The organism is Saccharopolyspora karakumensis, from assembly GCF_004349225.1.
Taxonomy (GTDB): domain Bacteria; phylum Actinomycetota; class Actinomycetes; order Mycobacteriales; family Pseudonocardiaceae; genus Saccharopolyspora; species Saccharopolyspora endophytica.
This window is the reverse complement of record NZ_SMLA01000023.1, coordinates 1-20,549: the sequence shown is the minus strand read 5'-3', so window position 1 is coordinate 20,549 and position 20,549 is coordinate 1. Positions and strand designations below refer to the sequence as shown.

19 protein-coding genes are annotated in these 20,549 nt (G+C 69.9%); 12 read left to right on the top strand and 7 right to left on the bottom strand.

Translation table 11 applies throughout. The annotated features are described in order from the left end of the window. Positions 1-93 precede the first annotated feature (93 nt). The 10 genes from E1202_RS16505 to E1202_RS16460 all read left to right on the top strand — a co-directional run bounded on the left by E1202_RS16505 (position 94) and on the right by E1202_RS16460 (position 11,850). Positions 94-987: a Rossmann-like and DUF2520 domain-containing protein gene (locus E1202_RS16505; RefSeq protein ID WP_132684048.1), complete on the top strand. Its 894-nt coding sequence runs from the start codon at positions 94-96 to the stop codon at positions 985-987. A gap of 23 nt (positions 988-1,010) precedes the next feature. Continuing rightward, on the top strand, positions 1,011-1,895 hold the full coding sequence (gene panC, locus E1202_RS16500) for a pantoate--beta-alanine ligase (RefSeq protein ID WP_207918699.1): 885 nt from the start codon (positions 1,011-1,013) through the stop codon (positions 1,893-1,895). Between the two features lie 22 nt (positions 1,896-1,917). After that, positions 1,918-2,382, top strand: a complete 465-nt coding sequence (panD, locus tag E1202_RS16495; RefSeq protein ID WP_132684047.1) for an aspartate 1-decarboxylase — start codon at positions 1,918-1,920, stop codon at positions 2,380-2,382. Between the two features lie 219 nt (positions 2,383-2,601). Then, the gene (locus E1202_RS16490; protein WP_132674495.1) at positions 2,602-3,399 is read left to right on the top strand and encodes a type III pantothenate kinase; all 798 of its coding nucleotides are present in this window, start codon (positions 2,602-2,604) and stop codon (positions 3,397-3,399) included. A 317-nt stretch (positions 3,400-3,716) separates the two neighbouring features. Then, entirely contained in the window at positions 3,717-5,171 is a 1,455-nt protein-coding gene (lysS, locus tag E1202_RS16485; protein WP_132684091.1) for a lysine--tRNA ligase, read from the top strand. A 208-nt stretch (positions 5,172-5,379) separates the two neighbouring features. After that, positions 5,380-5,733, top strand: coding sequence for a histone-like nucleoid-structuring protein Lsr2 (locus E1202_RS16480; protein ID WP_132623387.1), 354 nt, complete (start codon positions 5,380-5,382; stop codon positions 5,731-5,733). A 294-nt stretch (positions 5,734-6,027) separates the two neighbouring features. Then, positions 6,028-7,101, top strand: a complete 1,074-nt coding sequence (locus E1202_RS16475) for a FecCD family ABC transporter permease (RefSeq protein WP_132684046.1) — start codon at positions 6,028-6,030, stop codon at positions 7,099-7,101. Further along, complete coding sequence (locus tag E1202_RS16470; RefSeq protein WP_132684045.1) at positions 7,098-8,192, top strand: FecCD family ABC transporter permease; 1,095 nt, start codon at positions 7,098-7,100, stop codon at positions 8,190-8,192. The genes E1202_RS16475 and E1202_RS16470 overlap by 4 nt, the downstream gene beginning before the upstream one ends. Next, the gene (locus E1202_RS16465; protein WP_132684044.1) at positions 8,189-9,052 is read left to right on the top strand and encodes an ABC transporter ATP-binding protein; all 864 of its coding nucleotides are present in this window, start codon (positions 8,189-8,191) and stop codon (positions 9,050-9,052) included. Before E1202_RS16470 ends, E1202_RS16465 begins: the two co-directional genes overlap by 4 nt. A 248-nt stretch (positions 9,053-9,300) precedes the next feature. Then, entirely contained in the window at positions 9,301-11,850 is a 2,550-nt protein-coding gene (locus tag E1202_RS16460; RefSeq protein WP_132684043.1) for an ATP-dependent Clp protease ATP-binding subunit, read from the top strand. Positions 11,851-11,935: 85 nt separating this feature from the next. Here E1202_RS16460 and E1202_RS16455 read toward each other — a convergent pair whose 3' ends face one another. Next, positions 11,936-12,661 (bottom strand): DedA family protein, encoded by a 726-nt coding sequence (locus E1202_RS16455; RefSeq protein WP_132684042.1) that lies wholly within the window; start codon positions 12,659-12,661, stop codon positions 11,936-11,938. Between the two features lie 191 nt (positions 12,662-12,852). On the opposite strand from E1202_RS16455, the gene E1202_RS16450 reads away from it, so the two are divergent. Continuing rightward, positions 12,853-13,854, top strand: coding sequence for an endonuclease/exonuclease/phosphatase family protein (locus E1202_RS16450; protein WP_132684041.1), 1,002 nt, complete (start codon positions 12,853-12,855; stop codon positions 13,852-13,854). Position 13,855: 1 nt separating this feature from the next. On the opposite strand, the gene E1202_RS16445 is transcribed toward E1202_RS16450, so the two are convergent. The 5 genes from E1202_RS16445 to E1202_RS16425 form a co-directional block, all read right to left on the bottom strand. Further along, positions 13,856-14,164, bottom strand: coding sequence for an antibiotic biosynthesis monooxygenase family protein (locus E1202_RS16445; RefSeq protein WP_132623375.1), 309 nt, complete (start codon positions 14,162-14,164; stop codon positions 13,856-13,858). A gap of 64 nt (positions 14,165-14,228) precedes the next feature. Beyond that, a complete protein-coding gene (locus E1202_RS16440) occupies positions 14,229-16,169 on the bottom strand; it encodes a YhgE/Pip family protein (protein ID WP_132684040.1) in 1,941 nt (646 codons plus the stop codon). Continuing rightward, on the bottom strand, positions 16,166-16,846 hold the full coding sequence (locus E1202_RS16435) for an ATP-binding cassette domain-containing protein (RefSeq protein WP_132684039.1): 681 nt from the start codon (positions 16,844-16,846) through the stop codon (positions 16,166-16,168). Before E1202_RS16435 ends, E1202_RS16440 begins: the two co-directional genes overlap by 4 nt. Positions 16,847-16,931: 85 nt before the next feature. Continuing rightward, positions 16,932-17,444 (bottom strand): 2'-5' RNA ligase family protein, encoded by a 513-nt coding sequence (locus tag E1202_RS16430; RefSeq protein WP_132684038.1) that lies wholly within the window; start codon positions 17,442-17,444, stop codon positions 16,932-16,934. Next, the gene (locus E1202_RS16425; RefSeq protein ID WP_132684037.1) at positions 17,444-18,346 is read right to left on the bottom strand and encodes an HhH-GPD family protein; all 903 of its coding nucleotides are present in this window, start codon (positions 18,344-18,346) and stop codon (positions 17,444-17,446) included. Before E1202_RS16425 ends, E1202_RS16430 begins: the two co-directional genes overlap by 1 nt. A gap of 137 nt (positions 18,347-18,483) precedes the next feature. Here E1202_RS16425 and E1202_RS16420 point away from each other — a divergent pair, with 137 nt between their 5' ends. Further along, entirely contained in the window at positions 18,484-19,083 is a 600-nt protein-coding gene (locus tag E1202_RS16420; RefSeq protein ID WP_132684036.1) for a hypothetical protein, read from the top strand. Here E1202_RS16420 and radA read toward each other — a convergent pair. Then, complete coding sequence (radA, locus tag E1202_RS16415) at positions 19,080-20,468, bottom strand: DNA repair protein RadA (protein WP_132684035.1); 1,389 nt, start codon at positions 20,466-20,468, stop codon at positions 19,080-19,082. The genes E1202_RS16420 and radA overlap by 4 nt on opposite strands. Positions 20,469-20,549: the final 81 nt, after the last annotated feature.

The following is a 20,549-nucleotide window of genomic DNA, read 5'->3' as shown; positions in this document are numbered from 1 at the left end:
GAGTAGCCCCGGCACCGGGTGTTGGGGCTACTCTCGCGGCGCTGTCTGGTACCCGGTAGCGGGACTGGAACGGTATGGGAGGAACACGTGGCGATGTCTGCTGAACCCACGGGCCCACGGCTGCGCGTAGGAGTGATCTCCGCTGGTCGGGTGGGTGCCGTGCTGGGCGCCGCACTGCAGCGGGTCGGGCACGAGGTCGTCGCGGTCTCCGCCGTCTCGGACGCCTCGCTGCGTCGCGCGGAGGAGCTGCTTCCCGGTGTGCCGGTCGAGCCGCCGGACGCGGTCGCGGGCAAGGCCGAACTGCTGGTCCTGGCGATCCCGGACGACGCGATCCCGGGCATGGTGCAGGGCCTGGTCACCGCCGACGCGCTGCACGGATCGCAGCTGATCATGCACACCTCGGGCTCGCAGGGCGTGACCGCGCTGGAGCCGGCCGCCGCCATCGGCGCGCTGCCGATGGCCATGCACCCCGCGATGACCTTCACCGGCCGCGCCGAGGACGTCCAGCGCCTGTCCGACGCATGCATGGTCATCACCGCCGACGAGCTCACCGGCTGGAGCGTCGCGGAGAGCATCGCGATCGAGCTGGGCATGGAGCCGGTGCGCCTGCCAGAAGAGGCCCGTCCGCTGTACCACGCGGCCCTCACCCACGGCGCGAACCACCTGATCACGCTGGTCAACGAGTGCCAGCAGCTGCTGCGCGACGCCGGGGTGGAGGTGCCGGGCCGGGTGATGGCGCCGCTGCTGTCGGCGTCGCTGGACAACGCGCTGCGCCTGGGCGACCGGGCCTACACGGGTCCGGTGGTGCGCGGCGATTCCGGAACCGTGCGCGGGCACCTGCGCGCGCTGTCCGACGCCGACCCGGACGTCGTTCCCGGCTACCGGGAACTGGCTCGCCGCACGGCGGTCCGGGCCGAGCGGAGCGGTCTGCTGCGCGGTGACGTCGCCGCGCGGGTGCACGAGGCCCTCGACGAGGAACAGGCTTGACCCGCGATCTTCGCGGCGGAGACATGGAGTCGACGATGACCAACAACCCCGGCTACCAGCGCGGTGAGCTGACCGTGCACGCCGACCCTGCGGAGCTCGCGCGCGTCACCCGCGCCCTGCGGGCCACCGGCCGCAAGGTGCACCTGGTGCCCACGATGGGCGCGCTGCACCGCGGTCACCTGGAGCTGATCAAGCGGGCGAAGCAGGACATCAACGCCGTCGTGGTGGTGTCGATCTTCGTCAACCCGCTCCAGTTCGGCCCGAACGAGGACTTCGACCGCTACCCGCGCACCTTCGACGCCGACGTCGAGGCGTGCCGCGAGGCCGGTGTGGGCCTGGTCTTCGCGCCGACCGTGGACGCGATGTACGGCGGCGGGCGTGAGCTGTCGGTGCACGCCGGGCCGCTGGGCGAGGAGCTGGAGGGCGCGACCCGCAAGGGGCACTTCGACGGGATGCTGACCGTGGTGCTCAAGCTGCTCAACATCGTGCGCCCCGACCTGGCCTTCTTCGGCGAGAAGGACTACCAGCAGCTGGTCCTGATCCGGAAGATGGCGCGGCAGTTCGACCTGGACTCCAAGATCCAGGGCATCCCCACCGTCCGCGAGTCCGACGGCCTGGCGCTGTCCAGCCGCAATCTCTACCTCGACTCCGACCAGCGGCGTGCCGCCCTGGCGATCTCGGCGTCGCTGACCGCGGGAGCGCACGCGGCAGCCGGCGGCCCGGAGGCGGTGCTCAAGGCCGCGCACGAGGTGCTGGCCACCGAGCCCCTGGTGCAGCCGGACTACCTGGAGCTGCGGGATCCCGAGCTGGGCCCGGCTCCGGCCTCGGGTGAGGCACGACTGCTGGTGGCCGCGAAGGTCGGCGCCACCAGGCTGATCGACAACGCGATGGTCCTGCTCGGCGAGTGAACCGGCCCCTAGGAGGTCAGCGATGTTCCGCACGATGTTGAAGTCCAAGATCCACCGGGCCACCGTCACCCAGGCCGACCTGCACTACGTCGGCTCGGTGACCGTCGACGAGGACCTGATGGAGGCCGCGGACCTGCTCGAAGGCGAGCAGGTCGCGATCGTCGACGTCACCAACGGCGCCCGGCTGGAGACCTACGTGATCACCGGCGAGCGGGGTTCCGGGGTGATCGGGATCAACGGCGCCGCCGCGCACCTGATCGAGCCCGGTGACATCGTCATCCTCATCGCCTACGGCGTGATGGGCGAGCTCGAAGCCCGCAACTTCAAGCCCAAGGTGATCTTCGTCGATGCCGACAACAAGGCAGTTGATCTCGGGGCCGATCCCGGTCATGCGCCGGAGGGGTCGGGGCTTCTTTCCTCCCAAGCCGACGCTGAGACGGACGATGCCGCGAAGCTCGATGCCTTGCTCCAGCAGCCGGAGAACTGATCGAGAACTCCGTGGTCCCCGTGCTTGTCGGTGCCAGAAGCGGAACCTCAGACGCCCTCTGGCTCCGGGATCCGAGACGTCCACTACACGGCGCTACGGCTGTCCTCCCCGGAGGACGTCTGAGAACCCGCGGCGGTGCGGGTTGCTCGGGTGGGGTGAGGAGAAACCGGCTTCGCCGGTTGCCTGACGTGTCCTTTTCGTGCGAAGGGATCATTTTCCGTGCTGCTGGCCATTGACGTCGGGAACACCAACATCGTCCTCGGGCTGTACGACGACGTCGATGACCCGCCGGATCTCGCCGCGACGCTGGTCCGGGACTGGCGGATGCGCACCGAGCCGCGGATGACGGCCGACGAGATGGCGCTGACCATGCGGGGGCTGATCGGGGACTACGCCGAGCGGATCACCGGCATCGCCGCGCTGTCCACGGTTCCGGCGCTGCTGCGCGAGCTGCGGGTGATGCTGGAGCGCTACTGGACCGACGTGCCGCGCGTGGTGGTCGAGCCCGGCGTGCGCACGGGCGTTCCGCTGCTGGTGGACAACCCGAAGGAGGTCGGCGCGGACCGGGTGATCAACACCTTGGCCGCGCACCACCTGCACGCCACGAACTGCGTGGTCGTGGACTTCGGCACCTCGACGAACATCGACGTCATCTCCGCCAAGGGCGAATTCCTCGGCGGCGCCTTCGCGCCAGGCGTGGAGATCTCGCTCGACGCGTTGGCCTCGCGGGCGGCGCAGTTGCGCAAGGTGGAGTTGGTCCGGCCGCGCTCGGTCATCGGAAAGAACACGGTTGAATGCCTTCAATCCGGAATTCTTTTCGGATTCGCGGGTCAAGTCGACGGACTCGTCCGCCGAATCGTGGATGAACTCGAAGCCACCCACGGAGGCCCCACCACGGTGCTGGCCACCGGAGGTCTGGCCCCGCTGGTCTTCTCCGAATCCACGACGATCACCCACCACGTCCCGGACCTCACCCTCCTGGGCCTGCGCCTGGTCTACGACCGAAACTTCCGCTGATCAGAGAAGTAGGCGAGCGGCAAGGCCCGCACCGTCAGGCAAGCACCGAAGGTGCTTTCTCCTGGCCCCGCCTGAGCAACTTCCACCGCCGGGGGTTCTCCAGCGGCTTCGTGGCGAGCACGCCGCGACGCCGCGTATCGACATACTCAAGGAGTGGCGCGCGAGTCCACGGAGCCGCTCAGGTTCCCCCACCCGCACCGCTAAGCAGGCCGCCGGAAACAGAAAACACACCACTACGTACCCTGTTTTGCGTGACTGACCAGGACACTTCCAATCCCCCGGCAAGCGCTGACGGCGTCGAAGACCTGCCGGAACAGATGCGGATCCGGCGGGAGAAGCGGGAGCGCCTGCTCGACGCCGGAGTCGACCCGTACCCGGTGACGCTGCCCATCACGCACGGGCTGGCCGAAATCCGCTCCGCCCACGAGGGCCTGGAGCCGGACACCGCGACCGGCGAGCAGGTCGGCGTGGCAGGCCGCGTGATGTTCCTGCGCAACACCGGCAAGCTCTGCTTCGCCACGCTGCGCGCCGGCGACGGGACGGAGCTGCAGGCGATGCTGAGCCTCAAGCAGGTCGGCGAGGAGTCGCTGACGTCCTGGAAGGGCGAGGTGGATCTCGGCGACCACGTCTTCGTGCACGGTGAGGTCATCACCTCCCGGCGCGGTGAGCTTTCGGTGATGGCCGATGAATGGCGGATGGCGGCGAAGTCGCTGCGCCCGCTTCCGGTCATGCACAAGGAACTCGGCGAGGAAATGCGAGTCCGCCAGCGCTACGTCGACCTGATCGTGCGCAAGCAGGCCGCGGAAACGGTGCGCACCCGGGCCGCGGTGCAGCGCTCGCTGCGTGATTCCTTCGAACAGCGCGGATACATCGAGGTGGAAACCCCGATGCTGCAGACGTTGCAGGGCGGTGCCGCCGCTCGCCCGTTCACCACGCATTCCAACGCCTTCGACATCGACCTGTTCCTGCGCATCGCGCCGGAGTTGTATCTGAAGCGCTGCGTTGTCGGTGGGATCGAGAAGGTTTTCGAGATCAACCGAAACTTCCGGAACGAAGGCAGTGATTCTTCCCACTCGCCCGAGTTCGCAATGCTCGAGTTCTACCAGGCCTACGCCGATTACAACGACATGGCCGATCTGACCAGGTCGCTCATCCAGGAAGCGGCAGAACGGGTCTCCGGTTCTCAGGTCGTCACGTGGTTCGACGGAACCGAGTACGACCTCTCCGGTGAGTGGGCGACGCTGACGATGTACGAGTCGTTGTCGGAAGCGCTGGAATCCGAGGTGACGCCGGAAACGCCGGTTGAAGCGTTGCGCAAGCACGCGGACGCGCTCGGTGTGCAGGTCGATCCGAAGATGGGTCACGGCAAGCTGGTGGAAGAGCTGTGGGAGCACACCGTCGGTGACCATTTGGCGGCCCCCACCTTCGTCCGCGACTTCCCGGTGGAGACCTCGCCGTTGACCCGTCAGCACCGCGAGAAGGCGGGTGTTGCGGAAAAGTGGGATCTCTACGTTCGCGGGTTCGAGCTGGCGACCGGTTACTCGGAACTCGTGGATCCGGTTGTGGAACGGCAGCGGCTGGAGGAGCAGGCCGCGCTCGCGGCGGCTGGAGATGACGAGGCCATGCCGGTCGACGAGGACTTTTTGCGCGCTCTGGAGTACGGAATGCCTCCCAGCGGTGGCGTGGGAATGGGTATCGACAGGTTGTTGATGGCGTTGACCGGTCTCGGTATCCGGGAGACGATCCTGTTCCCGTTGGTCCGCCCGGAATGACCCGATCAGGGTGGCTCAACAGAATTTTGTGGACCGGATGAGTGCATTATCGGAGTCCCTGCGCTAACCTGACCCCAGAATGTGTCGGCGACGGCTTTTGGCGTACTTGCCCAAGTGCGGCTGGCGTTCTGGCGAGGGGGTTTCCGCTCCCGGCAGATGGTTGCTGTCCCGCTAAAGCACAATTTTTTGCTCGGGGAGGACTTCGAAGATGGCGCAGAAGGTCACTGTCACCCTTGTCGACGATCTGGATGGTGGGCAGGCCGACGAAACCGTTGAGTTCGGATTGGACGGCGTGTCGTACCAGATCGACCTTTCCGCCGACAATGCCGGAGATCTGCGGGAGGCGCTGGCCAACTACGTGTCCAACGCGCGGCGCGCCGGCGGCCGCAAGAAGCCTGGTCCGCGCCCGGGTGCGGCCGCGCGTTCCACCGGTGGTTCCACCAGTGCGGACCGCGAGCAGAACCAGGCCATTCGCGAATGGGCGCGCAAGCGCGGCCTGAAGGTGTCGGACCGCGGTCGTATCCCGGCCGACATCGTGGAGCAGTACCACCAGGCGAACTGAAACTCGCGTTCAAGAGGCGTTTGCCGGGTCGTCGGGGCCCGGTGAACGCCTTTTGTTGCGTTCGGGTAACTCATTTGCGCGGTTTCCCCCCGATTGATCAACTTTCCCGGAAAACCGCTGGCATAACGGCCCGGGCCGCACGTCCGCTACAGCTCTTCCACTTTTCGTCCGGAGTCTCGAACAACTCCCGCCGCTCGCGGCTGTGATGGCGAACATCCGAACCCGCTCTGTCGGTGCGGCTTAGGTTGTCCTAACCTGGGCAACGTCCGGGTGAACACCGAAGGGGAGTGGGACGTGGCTCGAACGGAGGCTCTCACCGAGCCGCCCACGTCGGAAACCGCGTCCGCCGCACCTGGTGAGCGCCTGAAGCGCAGACGCTCCCGCCGCCTCACCGGCATCGGGATCCTGCTGCTCGTGCTGCTGGCCAGCGTCGTGCTGAGCATCGCGGTCGGCGCCAAGACGATTCCGCTCGCCGAGGTCTGGAGCGGCCTGGTCGCGCCCGGCGGCACCGAGAACGACCTGATCATCCGGGAGCTGCGGATCCCGCGCACCGTCGCCGGCGTGCTGGCCGGTGCCGCGCTCGGACTGGCCGGTGCGCTGATGCAGGGTCACACCCGCAACCCGCTCGCCGATCCCGGCATCCTCGGCATCACCCAGGGCGCGGGACTCGGCGTCGTGCTCGCCGTCTACACCTTCGGCATCACCACGCTGTTCGGCTTCATCTGGTTCGGCTTCGCCGGCTCGCTGATCGGTGCTCTGGCGGTGTTCGCGATCGGCTCGATGGGCCGCGGCGGCGCCACTCCGGTGACGCTGGCGCTGGCGGGCATGGCGATCAGCTCGCTGCTGCACGCGATCACCTCGGCCCTGGTGCTCACCGACCAGCAGACGATGGACACCTACCGCTTCTGGAAGGTCGGCTCGATCGCCATCACCGATCCGTCGGTGCTGCCGCAGGTCGCGCCCTTCGTGGTGGTCGGTCTCGTGCTGGGGCTGGCCAACGCGACCAGCCTCAACGCGCTGTCGCTGGGCGAGGACGTGGCCAGCGCGCTGGGCCACCGGGTGGTCTGGGCGCGCCGCGCCGGGATCGCCGCGGTGAGCGTTCTGGTCGGCGGGGCCGTCGCGATCTGCGGGCCGATCGGCTTCGTCGGGCTGGTCGTGCCGCACGTCGCCCGCTACTTCACCGGTGCCGACTACCGCTGGCTGCTGCCCTTCGCCGCGCTGCTCGGCTGCTCGCTGGTGCTGCTGGCCGACGTGCTCGGCCGCATCGTCGCCCGGCCCGCCGAGGTGCAGGTGGGCGTGATGCTGGCGATGGTCGGCGCCCCGTTCTTCATCGCTCTCGTGCGACGCCGGAAGTTGGTGCGGCTATGACGGCGACCGTTCAGGACCGGCCGGTCGAGGAGGTCACCGGGCGGCGGCCGCTGCGGGTCGGCCCGGTCTCCGGCGTGTTCCGGCTCCGGCCGCTGCTGGCGCTGGTCGGCGGGCTCGTGGTGCTGCTGGCGGTGTTCGTCCTCGACGTCGGGATCGGTGAGTACCCGATCAGCCCGGCCGAGGTGCTCAGCACGCTGTTCGGCGGCGGCGACCGCGCGCAGTCGATCATCATCTGGGAGCTGCGGATGCCGCGCGGCCTGACCGCGCTGCTCGTGGGTGCTGCGCTGGGCCTGGCGGGCGCGATCATGCAGGCGCTGGCCCGCAACCCGCTGGCCAGCCCGGACATGCTCGGCATCACCTGGGGCGCCGGGTGCGCGGCCGTCGGGGTGATCGTGTTCGCCGGGACCGCGGGCAGCCTGTCCGGTGCGCTGTCCGACTACGGGCTGCCGGTGGTGGCGCTGGTCGGCGGCCTGGTCACCGGCATCGCGGTGTACCTGCTGGCCTATCGGCGAGGAGTGGACTCCTACCGGTTGGTGCTGGTCGGCGTGGGCGTCAGCGCGCTGGCGGGCAACGCCGTCTACTGGCTGCTGACCGTCGGCGACGTCAACGACGCCGGTCGCGCCATGGTGTGGTTGACCGGCAGCCTCAACGCGCGCGGCTGGGAGCACGTGGTGCCGACCGCCATCGCGCTGGCCGTGCTGGTCCCGCTCGCCCTCGTCGGCGCCCACGTGCTGGGTGCGCTCCAGTTCGACGACGACACGGTGCGGGGTCTCGGCGTGCGGATGGACCTCGCGCGCGGCTTCCTGCTGTTCGCCTCGGTCGTGCTGGCCTCGATCGCCACCGCGGCGGCCGGCCCGATCCAGTTCGTCGCGCTGGCCACCCCGCAGATCGCGCTGCGGGTCTCGCGCACCTCGCGCCCACCGCTGCTGACCTCGGCCGTGCTCGGCGCCGCGCTGGTGGTCGGTTCGGACGTGATCGCCCGGACCGCGTTCGGCACCCTGGAGCTCCCGGTCGGCATCGTGACCGCGATCCTGGGCGCCCCGTACCTGATCTACCTGCTCATCCGTCGGTACCGGGAGGTCCGAGCATGACCGCGTCCGCCTCTACCCGCCCCGAGCAGGACCAGGCCCGGGCGGTCACCGACCGCCTCCGGGCCCGGGACCTGAAGCTGGCCTACGGGGAGCGCGTCGTCGTCGACGGCCTCGACTTCGAGGTCGCCGGCGGCACGATCACGGCGGTGATCGGCCCCAACGGCTGCGGCAAGTCGACGCTGCTGCGCGCCCTCGGCCGCCTGCTGGCGCCGCAGCGCGGCGAGGTGCTGCTGGACGGCAAGAGGATCCACACGATGTCGACCAAGGAGGTCGCCCGGGTCCTCGGCGTGCTGCCGCAGTCGCCCGCGGCCCCCGAGGGCCTGACGGTGGCCGACCTGGTCGCGCGCGGACGTCACCCGCACCAGTCCTGGTACCGGCAGTGGTCCAGCGACGACGAGTCGGCGGTGGCCGAGGCGCTGGCCATGACGGGCATCGGTGACCTGGCCGAACGCACCCTCGACGAGCTCTCCGGCGGTCAGCGGCAACGCGCGTGGCTGTCCATGGCGCTGGCGCAGGGCACCGACCTGCTGCTGCTCGACGAGCCCACGACCTACCTCGACCTCTCGCACCAGGTGGACGTGCTGGAGCTGGTCGGCAGGCTGCACGACGAGAGCGGCCGGACCGTGGTGATGGTGCTGCACGACCTCAACCTGGCCGCCCGCTACGCCGACCGGCTGGTCGCGATGAAGGAGGGCGCGGTCGTCGCCTCGGGCGAGCCGGGTGAGGTGCTCACCGAGGAACTCCTGGCCGACGTCTTCGACCTCCGAGCCCGTGTGATTCCCGATCCGGTCGCGGGTACTCCCATGGTGGTCCCGATCGGGGGAAGGCGGGCCGGAGAAGGGTCCGGCGCTCAGGCGTGAACACGGTGCGTCACGGTCCGACGCGCGCTGTTCGCGCTCAGCGGAACGGCGCCGAGATCAGGAATCCTGCAGGCCAACGCGCCGTTGGGCACAGTGCCGGACAAGAATGTGGCGTAGCGGGCACGGACCGCGACCGGGGTTGGCTACTACAGTGGTCCCCAAGAGTGCTGAACCCGTCGTGGATCGCGGCGTAGCGCTAAAGCCGTGTCCCGGAACTAGACCGCCGGCGCAGCAGTCAGGGAGTGCGAATGTTCGAGAGGTTCACCGACCGCGCGAGGCGGGTGGTTGTCCTGGCCCAAGAAGAGGCCCGGATGCTCAACCACAACTACATCGGCACCGAGCACATTCTCCTGGGCTTGATCCACGAGGGTGAGGGTGTCGCCGCCAAGGCGCTGGAGTCGCTGGGTATCGCGCTTGAGGGTGTGCGCCAGCAGGTCGAGGAGATCATCGGCCAGGGGCAGCAGGCCCCCAGCGGACACATCCCGTTCACCCCACGGGCCAAGAAGGTGCTGGAGCTGTCGCTGCGGGAGGCGCTGCAGCTCGGCCACAACTACATCGGCACCGAGCACATCCTGCTCGGGCTGATCCGCGAGGGCGAGGGCGTCGCCGCCCAGGTGCTCGTCAAGCTCGGTGCGGACCTCAACCGGGTGCGCCAGCAGGTGCTGCAGCTGCTGTCCGGTTACCAGGGCAAGGAGCCGGCGGAGGCCGGTGGCCGCGGCGAGGGCACGCCGTCGTCGTCGCTGGTGCTGGACCAGTTCGGCCGCAACCTGACGCAGGCAGCGCGCGAGGGCAAGCTCGACCCGGTCATCGGCCGGGACAAGGAGATCGAGCGGATCATGCAGGTCCTCTCGCGCCGCACCAAGAACAACCCGGTGCTCATCGGTGAAGCCGGTGTCGGCAAGACCGCGGTCGTGGAGGGCCTCGCCTCGCAGGTCGTCAAGGGCGAGGTGCCCGAGACGCTCAAGGACAAGCAGCTCTACACCCTCGACCTGGGTTCGCTGGTCGCCGGTTCCCGCTACCGCGGTGACTTCGAGGAGCGCCTGAAGAAGGTGCTCAAGGAGATCAAGACCCGCGGCGACATCATCCTGTTCATCGACGAGATCCACACGCTGGTCGGTGCCGGTGCCGCCGAGGGCGCGATCGACGCCGCCAGCATCCTCAAGCCGATGCTGGCCCGCGGTGAGCTGCAGACCATCGGTGCCACCACGCTCGAGGAGTACCGCAAGTACGTCGAGAAGGACCCGGCTCTGGAGCGCCGCTTCCAGCCGATCCAGGTCGGCGAGCCGTCGCTGGAGCACACCGTCGAGATCCTCAAGGGTCTGCGGGACCGCTACGAGGCGCACCACCGCGTGTCGATCACCGATGGCGCGCTGGTGTCGGCGGCCAACCTGGCCGACCGCTACATCAACGACCGGTACCTGCCGGACAAGGCGATCGACCTGATCGACGAGGCCGGCGCCCGGATGCGCATCCGCCGCATGACCGCTCCGCCGGACCTGCGCGAGTTCGACGAGAAGATCGCCGAGGTCCGCCGCGAGAAGGAGTCCGCGATCGACGCGCAGGACTTCGAGCGGGCCGCCCGCCTGCGGGACGAGGAGAAGCAGCTCCTCGGCCAGAAGGAGGAGCGCGAGAAGCAGTGGAAGGCCGGTGACCTGGACGTCGTCGCGGAGGTCGACGACGAGCAGATCGCCGAGGTGCTGGCCAACTGGACCGGCATCCCCGTCTTCAAGCTCACCGAGGAGGAGACCACCCGTCTGCTCCGCATGGAGGACGAGCTGCACAAGCGGATCATCGGCCAGAACGACGCGGTCAAGGCCGTGTCCCAGGCGATCCGCCGCACCCGCGCCGGCCTGAAGGACCCGAAGCGCCCGTCCGGTTCGTTCATCTTCGCCGGTCCGTCCGGTGTCGGTAAGACCGAGCTGTCCAAGGCGCTCGCGGAGTTCCTCTTCGGCGACGACGACGCGCTCGTGCAGATCGACATGGGTGAGTTCCACGACCGCTACACCGCCTCGCGGCTGTTCGGCGCCCCGCCCGGGTACGTCGGCTACGAGGAGGGCGGCCAGCTCACCGAGAAGGTCCGCCGCAAGCCGTTCTCCGTGGTCCTGTTCGACGAGATCGAGAAGGCCCACCAGGAGATCTACAACACCCTGCTGCAGGTGTTGGAGGACGGTCGTCTCACCGACGGCCAGGGCCGCACGGTGGACTTCAAGAACACGGTGCTGATCTTCACCTCCAACCTCGGCACGCAGGACATCTCCAAGGCCGTCGGCCTGGGCTTCTCCAGTGGTCAGGGCGCTGAGTCCAACTACGAGCGGATGAAGTCCAAGGTCAACGAGGAGATGAAGAAGCACTTCCGGCCGGAGTTCCTCAACCGGATCGACGACGTGATCGTCTTCCACCAGCTCACGGAGTCCGAGATCGTCCAGATGGTCGACCTGCTCTCCAACCGCGTGGAGAAGGCGCTCAAGGGCAAGGACATGGCCCTGGAGCTCACGGACACGGCGAAGAAGCTGCTGGCCAAGCGCGGGTTCGACCCGGTGCTGGGTGCGCGGCCGCTGCGCCGGACGATCCAGCGCGAGATCGAGGACAAGCTGTCCGAGAAGATCCTGTTCGGCGAGGTCGAGCCGGGTCAGATCGTCATCGTCGACGTCGAGGGCTGGGAAGGCGAAGGGCCGGACGACAAGGCCACCTTCACCTTCCGCGGTGAGCCCAAGCCGTCGGCGGTGCCGGACGCCCCGCCGGTCGGCGTCTCCGCCCACGGCGAGGACAAGCAGGACAACGGCAACACCGAGTCCTGATCCAGGACGCGAAACGGCCCCCGCACCCACTCGGTGCGGGGGCCGTTTCGCCGTCCGGGGCCCGGGCTTCACCGGGCCTCGGCACTCATCGGATCCGGCGGATCTCCTCGGTGGGGTGGTCGGCCTGGACGCGGGCGAACTGGACCGTGGGGGCCTCCGCGATCGCCTGGTCCCGGCGGTTGTTGCGGATGCGCAGGACCACGAACACCACGACGGTCAGCGCGGCGGTGATCACCACGGCCCGGGACAGCAGTCCCGCGTACTGCTCGACGAGGTACCAGTGCTGGCCGAGAAGGTAGCCGGCGAGCACGAAGATCGTGTTCCACACCAGGCTGCCCAGCGTCGTGAACAGCGCGAACGTGCTCAGCCGCATCTGCTCGACGCCGGCGGGCAGCGAGATGAAGCTGCGGAACAGCGGGATCATCCGGCCGAAGAACACGGCCTTCACGCCGTGCTTGGCGAACCACGCCTCGGTCTTGTCGACGTCGGAGAGCTTCACCAGCGGCAGCTTCGCCGCGACCGCGCGCGTCCGCTCCCGGCCCAGCTTCGCGCCGAGCCAGTACAGCGCGAGGGCGCCGACCAGCGAGCCCAGCGTGGTCCACAGGACCGCTCCGAGCAGCGACATGTCGCCGCGGCTCGCGGTGAACCCGGCCAGCGGCAGGATCAGCTCGGACGGGATCGGCGGGAACAGGTTCTCCAGGGCGATGATCATGCCGGCGCCCGGGCCGCCGAGGGTTTCCATCACCCCGATGACCCAGGCTGTGAAGCCGGTGGGCTGGGCGGACGTGGCGGCTGTCGTCGTCAGATCCATGCGGGGCGAACTCCGGTGGTCGTTTGTCCGTTTATTCCATGATTCCAGCGGATTCCGGGGTTTCGCCCTGATCGCGTGTGACCTGTGGCACTCCTCGGCGTGTCCGGTGATCTTTGGCAGGCTGGGACGCAACCATCCGGGGGCGTCGGACGTCCGGATGGCCGGGGGCTGGGGAGCAGACGGAGGCAGGGATGACGCGCACGGCGCACGAGGCGGTCGACGAGCCGGTGGACGACGACGTCGCCCGCAAACCCGGCGGTGGCTGCATGACGGCGCTGCTGTCGCTGCTCACGCTGGCCTTCCTGGGCTGGGCGGCGCTGCCGATCGTCGAGCTCGACGTCGAGCGCTACACCGTGGCGTTGACCGCGCTCACCCCGTACGCGGTGGTCGCCGGGGCGGTCCTGGTGCTGCTGGGGTTGCTGCTGCGGCGCTGGCTCAACGTGCTCTTCGCGCTGCTGGCGACGGTCGCGCTGATCTACACCGTCGTCCCGCGCGTGCTGCCGGACCAGGTGGCCGCCGGGGGCGAGCCGCTGCGGGTGCTGTCGGTCAACACCTACTTCGGCGGCGCCGATGCCGCCAAGATCGTCGAGGAGGTCCGGGGCAGGCGCGTGGACGTGCTCAGCCTCCAGGAGCTCACCCCGGAGATGGTCGCCGCGCTCGACCGGGCGGGCCTGTTCGCGGAGCTGCCGAACCGGGTCCTGCAGCCGGGCCCGAAGGCCGACGGCACCGGGATCGTCTCCCGCTACCCGCTGCGCGAGCTGGCGCTGGTGCCTCCCACGACCCTGGCGCAACCGTCAGCGCTGGTGGACGTGCCGGTGGGCCGGGACGTGGAGTTCGTCGCGGTGCACCCGATCTACCCGATGGGGGCCGACACCGCGCAGGTCTGGGCGCGCGACCTGGTCGCGCTGCCCGAGCCCTCGCGGACCGGGCGGCCGCGGGTGATGGCGGGTGACTTCAACGCGACCCTCGACCACACCCGGCTCAAGGACCTCATCGGCCGCGGTTATCTCGACGCCGCCGCCGCGGTGGGCGCGGGTCTGACGCCGACGTGGCCCGCGGACTGGACCGCGCCACCGGTGGCCATCGACCACGTGCTGTCCTCGGGCGGCGTGCGCGCGCAGGATTACGAGGTCATCGACATCCCAGGCAGCGACCACAGGGCCGTGTTCACGACCCTGCGCGTCGCCGGCTGATTCACTTCTCCGGGTGGGAGCCCAGCACGACCTCGAACTCCAGCAGGCTGGAGCCGGAGGCGACGGGGTTCTTCCGCTCGCCCGCGTGGGCTTCCTTGGCCGGGCCGTTGGCCCAGTTCTGGAAGTCCTCCTCGGTCTCCCACTTCGTGTAGACGAAGTACCGGTTGTCGCCCTTCACCGGGCGCAGCAGCTCGAAGCCCAGGAAGCCGGGCGCGTCGTCGACCGAGCCGTGGCGGGAGGCGAAGCGCTTCTCCAGCTCCGGACCGGAACCTTCGGGGACCTCGATCGCGTTGATCTTCACAACAGCCATGGCTCAACCCTACGAGCGTTTCCCGCCGAGCACCGTGTCTCGTCGATCTCACCCGCGGTAGCACTCACAGCTCGATCTGCGGGTGCAGGCGCCCCAGCGTCCACGTGCGCTGCCGGTGCACCACGAGCGTCGTCAGCAGGACCACGGCCAGCAGCACGCTGCCCAGCACGGCCACGTCCCGGTACAGGTGCATCGCCAGGCCGCCGGAGATCGTCACCCGAAGCCCGTCGACCAGGTAGGTCATCGGCAGGAACGGGTGGATCGCCTGGAACGGGGCCGGTGTCGTCTCCATCGGGTACAGGCCGCCGCACGCGGTGAGCTGCACGATCAGCAGCACCAGCGACAGCAGGTCGCCGATCGCGCCGAACGCGGTGCGCAGCAGGTGGTCGATGGCGACGAACGTCACCGCGGCCAGCGACAGGATCCCGAGCGTCCAGGGCACGTGCACCGGGTTGAGCCCGAGCCCGAAGTTGACCACCGCGAACAGCACCAGGCCGCCGATCACGCCGAGCGCCGCGGCGGGCAGCAACCCGGCGACGGCGATCGAGAACGGGTTGATCCGGTCCGCCAGCGCCCGCAGGTTCACCGGCTTGAGCAGCAGGTACGCGAACAGCCCGAACACCCACAGCGCGATCGCGAAGAAGAACGGGGCCAGACCGCGTCCGTAGACGTACGCGGGGTTGAGGTTGGCCGTGCGGATCTCGGTGGGCGAGCCCAGGACGTCGGCCGCGTGCGCGACCTGCGTCGGGTTGGTCGGCGGGATCCGGTGCAGCGCGTCGTTGATCATCTTCTGCAGGTCCTTCGAGCTCCCGTTGAGCTGACCCGCGCCCGTCTGCAGCACGTTGCTGCCCGCCACCAGCGAGTTCAAGCCGCCGGTGATGCCCTGCGACCCGGCCGCCACCTGCGTCGTCCCGGCGTGCAGCGTGTCCACCGGTGCGGTGATCGACCGGACCCGCTCCTGCAGCGGCCCCATGCTGGCCTGCAGCGCCCGCGCCCGGCGGCTGGCCTCCTCCGCGGTCCGCAGCGACTCCCGCGCCCGGGCATCGGCCGCCGACGCGCCACCGGCGAGTCGGTGGGAGGTGTCCAGGGCCTGCTGGTAGGCCGGATCACCGCGCAGCTCGGGGTGCGCGGAACCGAGCCGCTGCACCGCGGAGAGCCCGTCGGCGGCCTGCTGCTCCAGCATCGCCGTCGCGGTGGAGATCGACGTGAGCCCGCTGACCGCGACACCGCTGGCGTTGACCAGCGAGTTGACCGCACCGGGAAGCTGATCGGCGGTGAAGTCGGCGATGCTGTTCAGCTGCCCGTCCAGCCGGGCCGTCGCCTCCGAGATGTCCCGCACGCCGTTGGAGACCAGGCTCGTGCCGTCCCGCACCCCGCCGAGCCCCCTGGTGAGAGCGGCCGTGCCCTGCATGCTCAGACCGGTGCCGTCGACGAGCTTCTTCGACGCCTCCGACGCGGCGTGCAGCTTCTCCCGCATGTGGCCGAGCTCGCCGTAGAGGGCGCGGGCGTAGCTGGCGTGCGCGGCGGCGTTGATCTGGTTCTGCAGCTCGGTCTCGACGGTGTCGGCCATGATCCCGGCGATGTAGCCGTTGGCGTCGTTCTTCGTCAGCCGCACCGCCGCCCGCTTCGGGTTGCCGTCGGCGGCCGCCGCGAGCTTGGCGCTGAAATCGGACGGGACCTCGATGACGAAGTAGTAGTGCCCCTCGGCGAGCCCCCGCCGCGCCTCGGTGCCGCGCACGAAGCGCCAGTCGAAGACGTCGTTGACCTTGAGCTGCCTGATGAACTGCACGCCCGCATCGAGGTGCTCCCCGTTGCGGTCCACCGCCCGGTCGTTGTTGACCACCGCCACCGGAACCCGGTTGAGCTTGCCGTAGGGGTCCCAGTTCGACCACAGGTACAGCGCCCCGTACAGCAGCGGCACCAGGATCAGGACGAGCGGGACCAGCCGGAGCAGGCGGCCTCGGAAGCGCCGCAGCTCCAGCCAGGCGAGCCGAACGGCCCTCACCTGCCGGCCTTTCCCACCAGCTCGATCTCCGCGGTCGGCTCGTAGAACCGGCCCGCGGGCAGGCGCACCACGTTGACGTCCCCGGGCGGGCGGTCGGTGGAGCTGGCGATCACCGTCATCCCGATCCGGGTGACCTCGTGCAGCGCCGCCCACACCCGCGCCCGGCCGGACTGGGTCAGGCCCGCGTCGACGTCGTCCACCACGATCCCGGCGGGTGCCGGGGCGGCGGCGAGGGCGACCGCGAGCAGCAGCTGCTCCTCCGCGGGCAGCTCGCCGATCAGCAGCGACCGGTCCACGTCCAGCCCGACGAGCTCCAGACCCAATTCGAGGGAGGCCTTGTTGGTGCCGCTGATGATCCTGCGCTCGGTGATCGCCTCCCGGACCCGGTGCCGCGGCTCGAGCTCGCAGCCCGGCCGCAGCCGGGCCGGCCGGATCAGCTTGCGCACCTTGCGAGCCTTGCGCGGCAGCGGGAACCCGTCGACGTCCAGCTCGCCGGTGATGATCCGCAGCCGTCCGCACAGCACCAGCAGCAGCGCCGTGCGCCCGGAACCGCTCGGCCCGGTCACCACGGTCAGCGAACCGGGCTCGACGCGAAGGTCCAGGTTGGCGAACACGACGCCTTCCGGCCCCTTCGCGGCGATCCCGTGCGCGAGGATTCCCGCGCCGAGGACGTACATGAGCTCTCCTCCCGCACTAGTGGAGGTCGTGCACGTCCAAAGTGGCCGTTCAGCCCAAGGTCGGCAACTCGTGACGATCTGCGTCTCAGGTGGTTTTCAGGAGCGTTTCCGCTTCGGCGGTGCGGGTGTCGACGACGGCGATCTCCTCGACCGCTGCGCGCACGGGTTCGGGCGGGAGCAGCGCGGCGAAGGCGGTGGTCAGCTGATCGGTGTCGAGGCCCTTGGCGAGCACGCAGCACGGGATCCAGGCGCCCGGGAAGTAGTAGGCCGACGGGTTTTTCACCTTGCCCGCCAGCAGGTCGTGCACGGCCGAGTGCACCGCCAGCAGCTCGGTGTCGACGACCGCTCCCAGCAGCAGCATCCGCTCGTCACCGGGCAGCGTGCCCAGCGTGTGCAACCACAGGTCGGGGATCGACAGCAGCTCCAGCTCGCCGCGCAGCGCCTTGCGCGCCGGGGGAGGGATGCTGCCCGCGACGGCGAGCGTCACCTGCGGACGGTCGCCCGCGCCGGGGATTCCGGCTTCACCGAGGCGTTTCCAGAGGTCGCGGATCCGCGCCTCGGTCTCGTCGTCGAAGTGGAACACCAGCGCATCGGCCATCAGCGCTCTCCGGGGAGCGCGAAGCGGCCGTCGTCGGTCTGCTCGACGAGCCCGTCCACCAGCAGGGAATCGAGGCAGCGATCGCGCTGACCGGCCTCGTCCCACGCCGCGTCGAGCTGATCGCGGGTGACCGGGCCGGTCGAACCGCGCAGCACGTCCAGCAGCCTGCCGCGCACCTGCCGGTCGGTGCCCGCGAACTTCTGCACCTTCTTCGGCGGGCCCGCGTAGGCCGGTCGGCCGTTGTGCTGCCAGGCGCAGTCGGCGGCGATCGGGCACCGCTCGCAGCTCGGCGAGCGGACCGTGCACACGACCTGCCCGAGCTCCATCAACGCCGCCGACAGCGTCGCCGCGGGAGCGTCCTCGGCGGGCAGCAGGGCGTCCACGTCGGCGAGATCGCGGTTGGTCGACGGCGGTCCGGCATCCCCGGCACCGTGCACCGCGCGGGCCACGACCCGGCGGACGTTGGTGTCGACGACCGGAGCGCGCCTGCCGTAGGCGAAGGCCGCCACGGCGCGAGCGGTGTAAGCGCCGATGCCGGGCAGCGCGAGCAGGGTGTCCACGTCGGAGGGCACCACGTCGTCGTGCTCGGCGGCGATCCTCGCGGCGGCCTCGTGCAGGCGCAGCGCGCGACGCGGGTAGCCGAGCTTGCCCCACGCGCGCAGCACTTCGCCCTGCGATTCGGCGGCGAGGTCGGAGGGACGCGGCCAGCGGTGCATCCACTCCTCCCAGATCGGTTGGACGCGGTTGACCGGCGTCTGCTGCAGCATCGTCTCGCTGACCAGCACGCCCCAGCCCGTCACGCCGGCGGCGCGCCAGGGCAGCGGGCGGGCGGTGGCGGTGAACCAGTCGGCCAGGGCGTCGAGGTCGAGCCGGGGGTCGGCTCCGGTGGCGGGAGTGTTCATGGCGTCTTCAGATACTGCCAGGCGATCGGTGGTCGCCCGAAAGAAGCCCGTTGATCACGTTCCGCAGCAGCGGATACGCCCCATCGGGCGATCATCGAAGGGTCCATTCAGCGTAGTCGCCGGGTTACGGTCGGTTCGTGCTTGATCCGAACGGTCCGTTGCCCCCTGCGGTGTACTGGCGTCGCCGCGCCGTGGCGATCTCCGTCTCCGCGTTGGTCGTGGCACTGCTCGGATGGGGCGTGGTCGCCCTGATCACCGGCACCGGTGAACCGTCGGCCACGACGCCGCAGCACGTGGCCAGACCACCGGGGCAGCCCGTGGCGGTGGCCGCCGACCACGGGCCGGAAGCGTGCCCGGACCAGATGCTGCGGGTGGCCTCCGAAGTCGGGCAGCCGGCGTACCGGACGGGCGAGCGGATCGGGCTCGCCGTCGTCGTCACCAACACCGGTCCTCGCCCCTGCGTGCGCGACCTCAACCGGATGCTCCGCGAGATCGAGGTGACCACCCCGGCCGGACGCCACGTGTGGTCCAGCAACGACTGCTACGCGGAATCGACCAACGAGCGGCCGGTCCTCGAACCCGGCGAACCCGTCCGCAACGACGTGCTGTGGCAGGGCCTGACCTCGGCTCCGGGCTGCACCGCCCGTCAGGAGCGCGTGCCGCCCGGCGACTACCTGGCGGTCGCCCGGCTCACCTCGATCGCCAGCGCGCCCACGCCGTTCCGGGTGGTTCCCTAGTCCGACTCCTGCTTGCGGCGGCGGACCAGCTTCAGCGCATCCTTGATGGTCGCGACCTCGGTGACCTTGATGCCCTTGGGCAGCGGACCCGGATCCGGCGGCACCAGCGCGCGGTCGAACCCCAGCCGCGCGGCCTCCGCCAAGCGCCGTCCCACGCCGTTGACCCGGCGGATCTCACCCGCGAGCCCGACCTCGCCGATCACGACCAGGTTCGGCGGCAGTGGACGTCCCGTCTGGGAGGACGCGACGGCCATCGCGATCGCCAGATCGGCGGCCGGCTCACCGATCTTGGTGCCGCCGACCGTCGCGGCGAACACGTCGTGCGAGCCGGTCGGGATGTGCCCGTGCTTGCCCAGCACCGCGAGCATCATCGACACCCGCGCCGAGTCCAGCCCGCTCACCGATCGCCGCGGCATGGCCATCTCGGTCTTCATCAGCAGTGCCTGGATCTCCACCAGCAGCGGGCGCTTGCCCTCGACCATGACCGTCACCGCCGTCCCGTCGACGGCCGCTTCCTGCCGGTTGATGAACAGGCCCGACGGGTCCAGCACCTCGGCGATGCCGTCGTCGCGCTGCTCGAAGCAGCCGACCTCGTCGGATGGGCCGAAGCGGTTCTTCACGCCGCGCAGCATCCGCAGCGAGGAGTGCCGGTCGCCCTCGAACTGCAGGACCACGTCCACCAGGTGCTCCAGCACGCGAGGCCCGGCGACCGCGCCGTCCTTGGTGACGTGCCCGACCAGCACGACCGGGAGGCCGCGCTCCTTGGCCAGCGCCACCAGCGCCGTGGTCACCGCGCGCACCTGCGTCACGCCACCGGGACTGCCGTCGGCGTCGGGCGACTGGACGGTCTGCACGGAGTCGACGATCAGCAGGCCGGGCTTGACCGCGTCGACGTGCCCCAGCACGGCTGACAGGTCGCTCTCGGCGCCCAGGAACAGCTCGGGGTGCACCGAGTCGGTCCGCTCGGCGCGGAGCCGGACCTGGCCCGCTGATTCCTCGCCGGTGACGTACAGAGATGCGCCCGGCGAGGACCCGGAGGCCCATCGGTGCGCGACCTCCAGCAGAAGTGTGCTCTTCCCCACACCCGGCTCTCCGGCGAGCAGCACGACGGCTCCGGGCACGATCCCGCCGCCGAGCACCCGGTCCAGCTCGCCGATCCCGGTCGACACCGACCGCGCCGAGTCCAGGTCGACCTCGGCGATCGGCCGTGCCGGGGTGCTCGGCGCACCGGCCGAGACCTTCGCCAGCGCAGGCCGGGCGGGAGCGGCCTCCTCGATGGTTCCCCACGCCTGACACCCGGGGCACCGCCCGACCCACTTGGCGACCTCATGGCCGCAATCGGCGCAGCGGAACGCAGGACGAGGAGGACGAGTCTTGGGCGGCACGCGCTGAGGCTATCCACCCACCCCGACGATCACCCCACCCGACTCACGGACACCAACCTCCAACGGGCGATGCCCCTGACC

What these genes read in the sequence shown, in the direction of transcription:
- E1202_RS16460 (WP_132684043.1), top strand. Translation starts at nt 9,301, where the DNA reads ATGTTCGAGAGGTTCACCGACCGCGCGAGGCGGGTGGTTGTCCTGGCC.
- E1202_RS16435 (WP_132684039.1), bottom strand. Translation starts at nt 16,846, where the DNA reads ATGTACGTCCTCGGCGCGGGAATCCTCGCGCACGGGATCGCCGCGAAG.
- panD (WP_132684047.1), top strand. Translation starts at nt 1,918, where the DNA reads ATGTTCCGCACGATGTTGAAGTCCAAGATCCACCGGGCCACCGTCACC.
- E1202_RS16455 (WP_132684042.1), bottom strand. Translation starts at nt 12,661, where the DNA reads ATGGATCTGACGACGACAGCCGCCACGTCCGCCCAGCCCACCGGCTTC.
- E1202_RS16450 (WP_132684041.1), top strand. Translation starts at nt 12,853, where the DNA reads ATGACGCGCACGGCGCACGAGGCGGTCGACGAGCCGGTGGACGACGAC.
- E1202_RS16425 (WP_132684037.1), bottom strand. Translation starts at nt 18,346, where the DNA reads ATGAACACTCCCGCCACCGGAGCCGACCCCCGGCTCGACCTCGACGCC.
- E1202_RS16470 (WP_132684045.1), top strand. Translation starts at nt 7,098, where the DNA reads ATGACGGCGACCGTTCAGGACCGGCCGGTCGAGGAGGTCACCGGGCGG.
- E1202_RS16505 (WP_132684048.1), top strand. Translation starts at nt 94, where the DNA reads ATGTCTGCTGAACCCACGGGCCCACGGCTGCGCGTAGGAGTGATCTCC.
- panC (WP_207918699.1), top strand. Translation starts at nt 1,011, where the DNA reads ATGGAGTCGACGATGACCAACAACCCCGGCTACCAGCGCGGTGAGCTG.
- E1202_RS16480 (WP_132623387.1), top strand. Translation starts at nt 5,380, where the DNA reads ATGGCGCAGAAGGTCACTGTCACCCTTGTCGACGATCTGGATGGTGGG.
- E1202_RS16445 (WP_132623375.1), bottom strand. Translation starts at nt 14,164, where the DNA reads ATGGCTGTTGTGAAGATCAACGCGATCGAGGTCCCCGAAGGTTCCGGT.
- E1202_RS16465 (WP_132684044.1), top strand. Translation starts at nt 8,189, where the DNA reads ATGACCGCGTCCGCCTCTACCCGCCCCGAGCAGGACCAGGCCCGGGCG.
- E1202_RS16430 (WP_132684038.1), bottom strand. Translation starts at nt 17,444, where the DNA reads ATGGCCGATGCGCTGGTGTTCCACTTCGACGACGAGACCGAGGCGCGG.
- lysS (WP_132684091.1), top strand. Translation starts at nt 3,717, where the DNA reads ATGCGGATCCGGCGGGAGAAGCGGGAGCGCCTGCTCGACGCCGGAGTC.